At 61.9% G+C, this 12,886-nt stretch carries 9 protein-coding genes; 8 read left to right on the forward strand and 1 reads right to left on the reverse strand.

Annotated features, from left to right (window positions below; all coding sequences use genetic code 11):
- The first annotated feature begins 123 nt into the window (after positions 1-123).
- From KSS96_RS02680 to KSS96_RS02705, 6 genes are all read left to right on the forward strand, one after another.
- Positions 124-2,574 carry a glycogen/starch/alpha-glucan phosphorylase gene (locus KSS96_RS02680; protein WP_017529541.1) on the forward strand — a complete coding sequence of 817 codons (2,451 nt, stop codon included), beginning with the start codon at positions 124-126 and terminating at the stop codon, positions 2,572-2,574.
- A gap of 157 nt (positions 2,575-2,731) precedes the next feature.
- Positions 2,732-6,247, forward strand: a complete 3,516-nt coding sequence (locus KSS96_RS02685; RefSeq protein WP_217855703.1) for a DUF2339 domain-containing protein — start codon at positions 2,732-2,734, stop codon at positions 6,245-6,247.
- On the forward strand, positions 6,247-7,599 hold the full coding sequence (locus KSS96_RS02690) for a DUF3999 domain-containing protein (protein ID WP_026067401.1): 1,353 nt from the start codon (positions 6,247-6,249) through the stop codon (positions 7,597-7,599). Before KSS96_RS02685 ends, KSS96_RS02690 begins: the two co-directional genes overlap by 1 nt.
- A gap of 109 nt (positions 7,600-7,708) precedes the next feature.
- Positions 7,709-8,719: a class 1 fructose-bisphosphatase gene (locus KSS96_RS02695; RefSeq protein ID WP_003171139.1), complete on the forward strand. Its 1,011-nt coding sequence runs from the start codon at positions 7,709-7,711 to the stop codon at positions 8,717-8,719.
- Between the two features lie 176 nt (positions 8,720-8,895).
- The gene (locus KSS96_RS02700) at positions 8,896-9,150 is read left to right on the forward strand and encodes a hypothetical protein (protein ID WP_003171143.1); all 255 of its coding nucleotides are present in this window, start codon (positions 8,896-8,898) and stop codon (positions 9,148-9,150) included.
- A 30-nt stretch (positions 9,151-9,180) separates the two neighbouring features.
- Positions 9,181-9,750: a lipocalin family protein gene (locus KSS96_RS02705; RefSeq protein ID WP_017529538.1), complete on the forward strand. Its 570-nt coding sequence runs from the start codon at positions 9,181-9,183 to the stop codon at positions 9,748-9,750.
- A 53-nt stretch (positions 9,751-9,803) separates the two neighbouring features.
- Here KSS96_RS02705 and KSS96_RS02710 read toward each other — a convergent pair whose 3' ends face one another.
- Positions 9,804-11,168, reverse strand: a complete 1,365-nt coding sequence (locus KSS96_RS02710; protein ID WP_017529537.1) for a formimidoylglutamate deiminase — start codon at positions 11,166-11,168, stop codon at positions 9,804-9,806.
- A gap of 147 nt (positions 11,169-11,315) precedes the next feature.
- Here KSS96_RS02710 and hutC point away from each other — a divergent pair, with 147 nt between their 5' ends.
- Positions 11,316-12,026, forward strand: a complete 711-nt coding sequence (gene hutC, locus KSS96_RS02715) for a histidine utilization transcriptional repressor HutC (protein WP_223271435.1) — start codon at positions 11,316-11,318, stop codon at positions 12,024-12,026.
- A complete protein-coding gene (locus KSS96_RS02720; RefSeq protein ID WP_065879508.1) occupies positions 12,023-12,583 on the forward strand; it encodes a HutD/Ves family protein in 561 nt (186 codons plus the stop codon). The genes hutC and KSS96_RS02720 overlap by 4 nt, the downstream gene beginning before the upstream one ends.
- Positions 12,584-12,886: the final 303 nt, after the last annotated feature.

Genomic DNA, 12,886 nt, shown 5'->3' on the forward strand with positions numbered 1-12,886 from the left:
GGCCCCTGCATCTAATTCACGCAACGATGAATGAGTTAAAAAACTGACGAACCAGAGCGTCTGCCATCTGTCAGACCGTCTAGGCTCTAGCAACTCCTTCTATCTCGCCCGAGGTCGCATTTGATGTCTCAGGAACCACTTGCACGAGAAGCAGAGGTAGCCGCATTTCGCGATGCCGTCTTGACCAAACTCACCTACGCGGTGGGCAAGGACCCGGATCACGCCTTCGACCATGACTGGTTCGAAGCCATTGCCCTGGCCGCCCGCGACCAGATGGTCGACCACTGGATGGACCATACCCGGCGGATTTACCGCAAAGGTCAGAAGCGGGTCTATTACCTGTCCCTGGAATTCCTGATCGGCCGCTTGCTCTACGACAGCCTGAGTAATCTGGGGGTGTTGGAGATCGCTCGCGATGCGCTGGCGGAGCTGGGCGTCGACCTGGAACGCATCCGCCTGCTGGAGCCCGACGCGGCGCTGGGCAACGGTGGTCTGGGCCGCCTGGCGGCGTGCTTTATGGAAAGCATGTCGACCCTGGGCATTGCCGGCCACGGCTATGGCATTCGGTATGAACATGGCTTGTTCCGCCAGGCGATTGTCGATGGCTGGCAACAGGAGCAAACCGAACGCTGGCTGGATTTCGGCAACCCGTGGGAATTCGAGCGCGCCGAGGTGATTTACCCGATCGGCTTTGGCGGCAGCGTCGAAACCGTGGCGGACGCCTCCGGCAAGATGATCCAGGTGTGGTCGCCCAACGAAACCGTACGTGCCGTGGCCTACGACACCCCGGTGGTCGGCTGGCGTGGCGCCAGCGTCAACACCCTGCGCCTGTGGCGGGCACGGGCGGTGGAAGACTTGCACCTGGAGCGCTTCAACGCCGGTGACCACCTGGGCGCCGTGGCGGAAGTGGCCCGCGCCGAAAGCATCTCCCGCGTGCTTTACCCGGCCGACAGCACCGAAGCGGGGCAGGAACTGCGCCTGCGCCAGGAATATTTCTTCGTTTCCGCCTCCCTGCAAGACCTGCTGCGCCGTCACAAGAACATGCATGGCTCGGTGCTCAGCCTGGGCGAACACGCAGCAATCCAACTCAACGACACCCACCCGTCCATCGCCGTGGCCGAGTTGATGCGGCAACTGGTCGACCTGCATGACATTCCCTGGGAAGCCGCGTGGGACGTCACCGTCGAAACGCTTTCCTACACCAACCACACGCTGCTACCCGAGGCATTGGAAACCTGGCCGGTAGGCTTGATGGAGCGCATGCTGCCCCGGCATATGCAGATCATTTACCTGATCAACGCCCAGCACATTGACTCGCTGCGGGCCAAGGGCATTCACGACTTCGACGTCCTGCGCGCCGTATCGCTGATCGAAGAGGACAACGGCCGCCGCGTGCGCATGGGTAACCTGGCGTTCCTCGGCTCCCACAGCGTTAACGGTGTATCCGGCCTGCACACCCAATTGATGCGCAGCACGGTGTTTTCAGAACTGCACAAACTCTACCCGGAGCGCATCAACAACAAAACCAACGGCATCACCTTCCGCCGCTGGCTGTACCAGGCCAACCCCAAACTCACCGCCATGCTGGTGGATGCCCTGGGGCCGGATATCCTCGACAACATCGAAACCCGGCTGGGCGAGCTGGAAACCTTTGCCGAGAAGCAGGCGTTCCGCAAGGCCTTCGCTGACCAGCGCCTGCACAGTAAGCGAGCATTGGCCGATATCATCCATGAGCGCCTGGGCATTTCGGTGAACCCGGCAGCGATGTTCGATGTGCAGGTCAAACGGATCCACGAATACAAGCGTCAACTGCTCAACCTGCTGCACACCGTGGCGCTGTACCAGGCGATCCGTGCCGAGCCGGGCACCGACTGGGTGCCACGGGTGAAGATCTTCGCGGGCAAGGCGGCGGCCAGTTATCACCAGGCCAAGCTGATCATCAAGCTGACCAACGACATCGCCCGCACCGTCAACAACGACCCGACCGTGCGCGGCTTGCTCAAAGTGGTGTTCCTGCCCAACTACAACGTGAGCCTCGCGGAAAGCATCATTCCGGCGGCGGACTTGTCGGAGCAGATATCCACGGCCGGTTTCGAGGCGTCGGGCACCAGCAACATGAAATTCGGCCTCAACGGCGCGCTGACCATCGGCACCATGGACGGTGCCAACGTGGAGATGCACGAGCGCGTGGGCGCCGAGCACATGTTTATCTTCGGCCTCAGTGCCCAGCAGGTCGAGGCGCGCAAGCATGCCGGCGAATTCAATGCCGGGCCGGACATCGCCGCCTCGCATCGCCTCAACGATGTGCTGCAAGCGATCCGTGGCGGGGTGTTTTCGCCGGATGATCCGGGCCGCTACGTGGGCTTGATCGACGGGCTGATCGACTATGACCGCTTCCTGGTCTGCGCCGACTTCGACTCCTACTGGGACGCCCAGGCCAAGGTCGAAGCGCATTGGCACGATTCCAAGGCATGGTGGCGTTCGGCGGTGCTCAATACGGCGCGGATGGGCTGGTTCTCTTCGGACCGCACGATCCGCGAATACGCTACCGAGATCTGGAAAGCGCTCGACTAAACCGCGCAGATCCAAATGTGGGAGGGGGCTTGCTCCCGATAGCGGAGTGTCAGTTTGCAGATATGTGGACTGGTACCCTGCTATCGGGAGCAAGCCCCCTCCCACATTGGGTTCACGTCGATATACTGAGCGCCGGTTTGCTTAGGGAATATCGACCATGCAATGGATTTTCATGCTGATTGGCCTGGTGCTCGGCTGGACGCTCGATGAGTCGTTCTATGATGCGGGCATCGGTGCGCTGCTGGGGTTGGGCATCGGCCAGGCGATTCGCCTGTCGAAGCTGGCGACCCAGGCGCAGCAGCAGGCACGTCAGTTGGAAACCACGCAAAAGGCGCTGATCGCCCTGGGTGAACGCCTGCGGCAACTCGAAGTGCCCACGCCGTCGAGCACCGTCATTTTTGAAGCGCCTGCTCCTGAACCGACACCTGTCGCCAAGGCACCCGAGCTGGTGTGGGAACTGCCTGCCGAATTGGCGCCTGCCGCCAGGGTCGCCGAACCGAGCCAACCGTTGCCGGATGATGTCTGGGCGCCTGCGCCGACGCCACGTCCACCTCAAGAACCGGTCGCGCCGCGCGGCCCCAACCTGATCGAGCGCGCCATTGGCGGCGCGCGCAATTGGCTGTTTGGGGGCAACACCGTGCTGCGGGTCGGGGTGGTGCTGTTGTTCCTCGGCCTGGCGTTCCTGTTGCGCTATGCCACTGAAGGCATGGTGGTGCCGATCGAACTGCGTTACGCCGGCGTGGCCGCTGCCGCACTCGCCCTGTTGGGCCTGGGCTGGTGGTTGCGGCTGCGTAACAGCAACTACGGCTTGATGCTGCAAGGCACCGGTATCGCGGTGTTGTACCTCACAGTATTTGCGGCGATGCGCCTGCACCCGCTGATTGATCCTGGTGCGGCCCTGGGCATGCTGGTGGCGGTCACGGTGTTCTCGGCGATCCTGGCGATCACCCAGGACGCGCTGGGGTTGGCCTGCGCGGCGGCGCTCGGGGGTTTTGCGGCACCGATTCTCACATCCACCGGCGCCGGTAACCATGTGGCGCTGTTCAGCTATTTCGCCCTGCTCAATACCGGCATCCTCGCTATTGCCTGGTTCAAGGCCTGGCGCTTGCTCAACCTGATCGGCTTTGTCGGCACCTTCGGCATCGGCTTCGCCTGGGGCATGCGTTCCTACACGCCGGAACTGCTGTGGAGCACCGAGCCGTTCCTGATGCTGTTTTTCCTGATGTACCTGGCCATCGGCCTGTTGTTCGCCCGGCGCAAGTTGCAGGAAATGGGCGAGGCGCCAGAGGAGCGTGAGGCGTTGCTGCGCTGGTCGGCGGCCAAAGGCGATTATGTCGACGGCAGCATGCTGTTCGGCCCGCCACTGGTGGGCTTTGGTTTGCAGTTCGCGTTGGTACAACACCTGGAGTTCGCCGCAGCGTTCAGCGCACTCGGCCTGGGCATTATCTATATGGGCCTGGCGCGTGTGTTGAGCGGTGGGCGGGCCTTGCTACTGGCGGAAACCTGCCTGGCGTTGGGTGTGATCTTTGCCAGCCTGGCGATTGCGCTGGGTCTCGATGCGCGCTGGACCGCTGCGGCCTGGGCGGTGGAAGGCGCGGGGATCTTCTGGCTGGGGCTGCGTCAGCAACGACCGTTGGCGCGGGCCTTTGGGTTACTGCTGCAACTGGGCTCGGCGCTGGCGTTCCTCAGCGAACTGCGTATCGGCGAGCACACCTTGCTCGACGGCGCGCCGCTGGGTGCGTTGCTGCTGGGCGCGGCGTTGTTGTTCAGCTTCCTTCAGTTGCGCCAGGCGCCGAGCGAGCAGGCGGCGGCCTGGGAGCGCCGTGGCCTGCCGGTACTGGCGAGCCTGGGCCTGGGCTTTTTGTACCTGCTGGCGCCGTTGCTGCTGCTGACCCAAGGCACCGCTGTCAGCTGGGCCATCGCCGGCTTGGTGACGCTGCTTGTTGGCCTGCGCATTGGCTCGCGCACCTTCCTGTTTACCGCGTTCGCCGTGCAGTTGCTGGGTGGCGCGTTGTTTCTGCTGCGATTGCAGGGCGGTGAGGGCGAGGCGGTGTTCAATGCCGGTTGGAGTGGTTTGCTCACCGCCTCGCTGATCGGCCTGGCTTTGATCGGCGGCATGCTGCTGGCGGCGCGCGACGACATGGTGCGCAGTGATGTGCGTCTGTTGCGTGGCCTTTCGGTGGTGTTGCTGGCCGGCCTGGTGTTGATCAACCTCGCCGTGCTGTTCGTGCTGCCGTGGGAAAGCGCCAGTGGCGTCTGGGCGGCCAGTGGTTTGTTGATCATCTGGCTGAGCCTGTACCTGCAACAGCGCGTGAGTTTTGTATTTGGTTTGCTGCTGCAACTGATCGGTGGTGGCTCCTTCCTGCTGGCGGTGCCGGACTTGCTGGGGCCGTTGACGAGCGAAGGTCTGCGCCCCTTGGCTCACAGCGGCTTCTGGACGCCGATGGTACTCGGCCTGGCCGCTCTGGTCGGTGCCTGGCGCTTGCAGCGCGAACCACATGCGCCGGTGTTTGCTCAGTTGCAACTGCAACGCCTATCCGATGTGTTGCTGGTGTGGGGCGCGGCCTGGTGGACGATGGCGCTGACCGGCGAAGTGCTGCGTTTTGTTCCCGACGAGTTGCAGGGCGCCTTCCTGCTCGGGATCGCGGCCGTCAGCGTGGCGATCTGGACGCTGCTGGCGACACGCCTGCGCTGGGTGTCGCTGGGTAGGCTCTGCACCCTGTTGATGCCGGCGGCGGGCATTGTGCTGCTGGCCTCGGCGCACACCTATTACCACCCGGCGGCGCAGTACGGTTGGTTGGCGTGGCTGGCGGTGTTTGTGGTGCATTTTGTCTCGCTGCGGCGCTTGGCGGCGGTGGCGCCGGGCAGGGCGCTGAGCATCGCCCATGTATTGGGCTGCTGGATGCTGATCGGCATGCTGGCGCTGGAATTGCGCTACGGCTTGCTGCGCTTTTCCGCCGAATACAACGCCTGGCGCTGGTTGGGCTGGGCGATCCTGCCAAGCCTCTACCTGGTGCTGGCCGCCGCGCCGCGCAACTGGCCGTGGCCGGTGTCGGCGTATCCACGGGAATATCGCGTGCTTGCGGCACTGCCGTTGGCCGTGTTGATGCTCGGTTGGTTCTGGCTGGCGAACAGCTTCAGCGACGGCACGGCCAACCCGTTGCCCTATGTGCCATTGCTTAACCCGCTGGACCTGGGCCTGTTGTTCGCCTTGCTGGGGGTGTACGTGTGGTCGCGCAGTGTGGCGCCGCAACGCGGACCACGGGCCGAGTTGCTCGCCCAGGGCGTTGCGGGGCTTTCACTGTTTGCGTTCTTCACCGCGCTGGTGATGCGCACCTCCCACCATTGGGGCGCCGTCCCCTTCCAGTTGGACGCGTTGCTCGAATCGATGTTGGTGCAGGCCGGCCTGTCGATTGTCTGGACCCTGATCGCCCTCGGCCTGATGATCGGTGGCCACCTGCGTCATCGGCGCGAGGTGTGGCTGATCGGCGCGGCGTTGATTGCCGTGGTGGTGGCTAAGTTGTTTTTTGTCGAGCTGAGCAACCGTGGCGGCTTGGCGCGAATCGTGTCGTTTATCGGCGTGGGCGGGCTGTTGCTGGTGGTGGGCTACTTCGCGCCGCTGCCGCCCAAGCGTGTCGAACCTGTGCTGCAAACTCAAGGAGCATCCTCTTGATCGGTAAGTTGAGCGTCGCCGTGGTCGGCATGAGTGCGGTGTTGTCGGCCTGGGCCCAGGAAGCCCCGACGGATTTCGCCAGCCAGGTGCCGTTGAGCGTCAGCGGTAACGGCCCATGGTATCGCCTTGAGTTGCCGTTGGCCGTGCAATTGAATGCGCGTCAGGCGGACCTCAGTGATGTGCGCGTATTCAACGCCGCCGGTGAGCCCCAGGCGTATGCGCTGTCGCGACAGGCCTCCCAGCGCACGGAAAGCCGCCACGTCGTCGACGTGAAGTGGTTCCCGCTTTACGCTGCCGACACCCGCCAAACCCTGCCCGGCGTGGTGATGAAAACCACCCCTGAGGGCACGCTGGTGGAAATCAAACCATCCGCCGCCACTAAACCCGGCAAACAGGTGCTGCGCGGCTGGGTGCTTGACGCCAGCGCGATCAAGGCGCCGTTGCAGCAACTGAGCCTGGACTGGAGCCGCGAGCAAGACGGTTTCCAGCGTTTCAGCATTGAAGCCAGTGATGACCTGCAGCACTGGGAATCCTGGGGCGATGGGCAAGTGGCGCGCTTGTCGTTCGCCGACGAGCGGGTCGAGCAACATGACGTCAGCCTGCCGGGGCAATCGGCGCGTTACCTGCGCCTGGTGTGGCAAGGTCAGGCGGCGCCGCTGCTGACCTCGGCCAAACTGGCAAGTGCTACCAGCAGCAACTTGCCGCTGCCGCTGGTGTGGTCGCAGCCTTTGGCCGGTACGCGACTCAAGGCCGGCGAATACAGTTGGCAACTGCCCACGGGGCTGAGTGTGGAACGCTTGCGTATTGAGCTGAAGCAGCCCAACACGCTCGCGCCGGTGATGTTGGCGGGGCGAAGTGATGCCAGGCAAGCGTGGCAGCCCTTGAGCAATGGTTTGCTGTACCGCCTGGCCCAGAACGGCCAGGACGTGGTGCAGGATGAATTGCAGTTACCGGGCCAGGTGGTCAACCAGCTCAAGCTGCAGGTGGACGAGCGCGGCGGTGGCCTGGGCACTGAAGCACCGGCGCTGCGTTTTGCCGTGCGCACCACCCAACTGGTGTTCCTGGCGCGAGGGGAGCCACCGTTCAGCCTGGCGCTGGGCAATGCTTCGGTGAAGGCCGCGAACCTGCCGCTGTCGACCCTTATCCCGGACTACAGCTTCGAGCGTCTCAAGGCGCTGGGGCAAGCCAAAATAGCCGGGGAGGTTGCGGTTGCGCCGCCTGCGGTTACGGCGGCTGTGGAGAGTGGGCCGAACTGGAAAAAGCTCGGGCTCTGGGCCGTATTATTGCTCGGCGTGGCCGCGCTGGGCGCCATGGCCTACAGTTTGCTGCGCAAGCCGCCGGTGGCACGTTAAATAAAGTCCATGAACTCTATTGGGTTTTAATCCTCTGATAGGAGGAAATACGCCCCGACTCGCGTTAAACTGCGCGGGTTTTCAAGCCCCCCATTCTTCGGAGCCTTACATGTCCCGCGTTACCTTGAGTCGCTATTTGATTGAGCAGACCCGCAGCAACAACACGCCTGCCGATCTGCGCTTCCTTATCGAAGTGGTGGCGCGTGCTTGCAAGGAAATCAGCCACGCCGTGTCCAAAGGCGCACTGGGTGGTGTCCTGGGCAGCATGGGCACCGAAAACGTGCAGGGCGAAGTGCAGAAGAAGCTCGACGTACTCTCCAACGAGATCCTGCTCGAAGCCAACGAATGGGGTGGCCACCTGGCCGGCATGGCGTCCGAAGAAATGGACAATGCCTACCAGATCCCCGGCAAGTACCCCAAAGGCGCCTACCTGCTGGTATTCGACCCGCTGGACGGCTCGTCCAACATCGACATCAACGCACCGGTCGGCACCATCTTCTCCGTGCTGCGTTGCCCGAACGAATACCTGAGCCAGAATGAAGCCCTGAACGAAAAGGCGTTCCTGCAGCCGGGTACCGAGCAGGTGGCTGCCGGCTACGCGATCTACGGCCCGCAGACCATGCTGGTGCTGACCCTGGGTGACGGCGTCAAAGGCTTCACCCTGGACCGTGAAATGGGCAGCTTCGTACTGACCCACGAAGACATCACCATTCCTGCCTCTACGCAGGAATTCGCGATCAACATGTCCAACCAGCGCCACTGGGAAGAACCGGTCAAGCGCTATGTCAACGAGTTGATGGAAGGCGAAGAAGGCCCGTTGAAGAAGAACTTCAACATGCGCTGGGTAGCTGCGATGGTGGCTGACGTGCACCGTATCCTCACCCGTGGTGGCCTGTTCATGTACCCGCGCGACAGCCGCGAGCCGTCCAAACCGGGCAAGCTGCGCCTGATGTACGAAGCCAACCCGATGTCATTCCTGGTTGAGCAGGCGGGCGGCGCGTCCACCGACGGCCACCAGCGCATCCTCGACATCCAGCCTGAAGGCCTGCACCAGCGGGTGGCGGTGTTCCTGGGTTCCAAGGAAGAAGTTGAGCGTGTGACGGCTTATCACAAGAAGTAAGCCGTTGTGACAAGTGATCGGCGTAAATGTGAGCCGGTTCACCCTTAAAGAAGCCCCGAAACGTTTCAGCGTTTTCGGGGCTTTTTTGTTTTTGCGCCTCGGGAACCAGACACCTGTTTTCCCTTCTAAGCTTCTGGCAGATACCCACGCTGCTTTGTCCCTCCAGGAGTTATTCCATGTCGTTACGCCGTCTTGCCCTGCTGACTTTCTGCGTGCTGTTGGCCGCCTGCAGCAAGGTCAATCAAGAGAATTATGCGAAGTTGTCGGCCGGAATGCCCAAGGCTGAGGTCGAGTCGTTGCTGGGTAAGCCAACCGACTGCTCCGGCGCACTGGGTATGTCCAGTTGCACGTGGGGCGATAAAACCAGCTTTATCAGCGTTCAATATGCCGGTGACAAAGTTCTGATGTTTTCCGGGCAAGGCCTGAAGTAAACCGGGGCGAGAGCCTGCGGGAGAAGAAGAATGATGCGTTTTGTTGTGTTCCTTTGCGCCAGCCTGTTTTTGGCGGGCTGCGCCAGCCATTCTGGCGATGATTTGCAACCCAAGACCGCCGGTAGCGTCAACCTCAAGCGTTACCAGGGCACCTGGTATGAGTTGGCCCGACTGCCGATGTACTTCCAGCGCAATTGTGCGCAGTCCGAAGCCCGTTACACCTTGCTGCCCGATGGCGACATGTCGGTATTCAACCGCTGCTTGACGACCGAATGGAAGTGGGAAGAAGCCAAGGGCACCGCGACGCCGCAAGTGCCTGGTAAAACGGACAAGCTCTGGGTGGAATTCAATAACTGGTTTACCGCGCTGTTGCCGGGCGTCGCCAAGGGCGATTACTGGGTGCTGTACGTCAGCGATGACTACAAGACCGCCATCGTCGGCAGCCCGAGCCGGCGCTACATGTGGATTCTATCGCGCACGCCAACGGTGAGCGCCGATACCCGCGAAGACCTGCTGAGCAGGGCGCGGCAGCAGGGGTACGACACCACGCGGTTGATCTGGCGTACGTCGGATAAGCAGATGGCCAAGACGTCGCAGTAACCCAGCATCACGCAAATCAAACGGTGGGAGGGGGCTTGCCCCCTCCCACCTGTTTAACCGAGTAAATCCTTCAGTACCTGCGTAAATGCGCGGTTGCTTTCTTCCTCGCCGGCATGGCGCCCATCGCGCACCACCCACTTGCCGTTCACCAGGACATCGCGCACTTGCCGATCGCCACCGGCGAACAGCCAGCGATTGAGAATCCCATCCTCGCTGGCCGTTGCCAGGTATGGATCGTTACCGTCCAGCACAATCCAATCCGCGCGTTTACCCACTTCCAACCGACCAATCGGCTGCCCTAGTGCCCGCGCGCCGCCATCCAGCGCCGCATCGAACAGCGTCCGCCCGACCATCGGTTGATCGTTACGATACAAACGGTTGCGCCGTTGATCGCGCAGGCGCTGGCCGTATTCGAGCCAGCGCAATTCCTCTACCACACTCAGCGATACATGGCTGTCGGAGCCAATGCCCAGGCGCCCGCCCTGGGCGAGAAAATCCACCGCCGGGAAAATCCCATCGCCCAGGTTGGCTTCGGTGGTCAGGCACAGGCCGGCAATCGCGCGGCTCCTGGCCATGCGTGTGACCTCGTCGGCATCGGCATGGGTGGCGTGCACCAGGCACCAACGCTCATCCACCTCGACGTTGTCATACAGCCATTGCAGGGGGCGCTTGCCGCTCCAGGCCAGGCAGTCGTCGACTTCTTTTTGCTGTTCGGCGATGTGGATGTGCACCGGGCACGCTTTGTCACTGGCAGCCAGCACTTCCTCGATCTGTTGTGGCGTGACTGCGCGCAGGGAGTGGAAACACAGGCCCAGTTGCTGCGCCGGTTGCGCCGCGAGGATCGGCTGCAAGCGCGCCTGCAAGTCCAGATAATGTTCGGTGCTGTTGATAAACCGCCGCTGGCCTTCATTCGGTGCCTGGCCACCAAATCCGGAGTGGGTATAGAGCACCGGCAGCAACGTCAGCCCCATCCCACTGCTGGCCGCCGCCTGGCTGATCTGGCGCGACAGCTCCGTGCGGTCGGCATACGGCTGGCCGCTGACATCGTGATGCACATAGTGAAACTCGGCCACCGAGGTGTAGCCAGCCTTGAGCATCTCGATATACAGCTGGCGCGCGATGATCTGCAATTGCTCCGGGCTGATCTTGCCAACCATGCGGTACATCAGCTCGCGCCAGGTCCAGAAGCTGTCATTCGGGTTGCCGGCCACTTCGGCCAAGCCTGCCATGGCGCGCTGGAAAGCATGGGAATGCAGGTTAGGCATGCCCGCCAAAACCGGGCCTCTCAACCGTTCGGCGGCAGCGGAACTGGCATTGGCCGTGACCTGTGTCAGTCGCCCGTCGGCGCTGACTTCAAGGCGTACATCGTTGGCCCATCCACTAGGCAGCAGCGCGCGTTCGGCAAAAAAAGCGGACATGATCAGAACACTCCGGTCGTGTGTTTATTTGTATATACATATACAGACGTTTGCCTGCTCGGTAAACTCCGGCAATCTATGCATCTTTTCCCTCTGCAAGGATTCCCTGTGCCGACTCCGCCCGCCAACTCTTCGCTGGCTGCCCACATGGACGAAAGTCCGGCGCCCTTGTATGCCCGCGTCAAACAAATGATCAGCCAGCAGATCCTCAACGGCAACTGGCCGCCGCATTATCGCGTGCCGTCGGAGAGTGAACTGGTCAGCCAACTGGGCTTCAGCCGCATGACCATCAACCGCGCCCTGCGCGAGCTCACCGCCGAAGGTTTGCTGGTGCGCATGCAAGGCGTCGGCACGTTTGTCGCCGAGCCCAAGAGCCAGTCGGCGCTGTTCGAGGTGCACAACATTGCCGATGAAATCGCCTCCCGTGGTCATCGGCATACCTGCCAAGTCATTCATCTGGGCGAAGAAGCGGCCGGTTCCGAGCGCGCTGTTGCCCTGGAAATGCGCGAAGGCGGGCGGGTGTTTCATTCGCTGATCGTGCATTTCGAAAATGACATTCCCGTGCAAATCGAAGACCGTTTCGTCAACGCCCTGGTCGCTCCGGAATATTTGCAGCAAGACTTCACCCAGCAAACGCCCTATGCCTACCTGAACCAGGTTGCACCGCTGACGGAAGGTGAGCACGTCGTCGAAGCGATTCTTGCCGACGCTGACGAGTGCAAGCTGCTGCAAATCGAACCCACCGAACCCTGCCTGTTGATTCGCCGCCGCACGTGGTCGGGTCGCCAGCCGGTGACCGCCGCACGGCTGATCCATCCCGGCTCTCGTCACAGCCTCGAAGGACGTTTCAGCAAATGAGTGCGGTAAAGGTCTGGCGCGCTGCCGAATACGTAAGCATGCCGTGGAAAAACGGCGGCGGCAGCACCGAAGAAATCGCCCGTGACGCCGGCACCGGCCTGGATGGCTTTGGCTGGCGCCTGTCGATTGCCGATATTAGCGAGTCGGGCGGTTTTTCCACGTTTGCCGGTTATCAGCGCGTGATTACCGTTATCCAGGGTGCCGGCATGGTGTTGACCGTGGACGCAGAAGAGCAGCGCGGCCTGTTACCGCTGCAGCCGTTCGCATTCAAGGGCGACAGCCAAGTGTCGTGCCGCCTGATCACCGGGCCGATCCGCGATTTCAACCTGATCTATTCGCCCCAGCGTTACCACGCGCGCTTGCAGTGGGTTGACGGCGTGCAGCGGTTTTTCAGTACGGCGCAGACGGTGTTGGTGTTCAGCGTGGCGGATGAGGTGAAGGTGCTGGGCGAGAAGCTGGGCCATCACGATTGCCTGCAGGTTGACGGTGACAACGAGCTGCTGGACGTCTGCGTCACTGGCCGCTGCTGCATTATCGAACTGACCCCGCGCGGGTAAAAAATGTGGGAGGGGGCTTGCCCTCGATTGCGGTACGTCAGTGCCGAGTGGACTGACTGATACACCGCTATCGGGAGCAAGCCCCCTCCCACATTTGTTTTGTGTCGTTCCTAAAAACTGTTTCCAACCCGCGCACCAATTTGTTACCGAATGCCCCAGCGTGACGCAATGTCATGCGGTCATCACACATTCCCTTCGCCGCAAAACCCTTCCCTAAGAAATTTCATCAAGCCCCGAAGCCTTAATTTCCAAGGCTTACAGACGCCCTCAAAAAAAATTTCCACAACCCGCTCCTCAAGTTGG

Source organism: Pseudomonas asgharzadehiana, from assembly GCF_019139815.1.
Lineage (GTDB): Bacteria > Pseudomonadota > Gammaproteobacteria > Pseudomonadales > Pseudomonadaceae > Aquipseudomonas > Aquipseudomonas asgharzadehiana.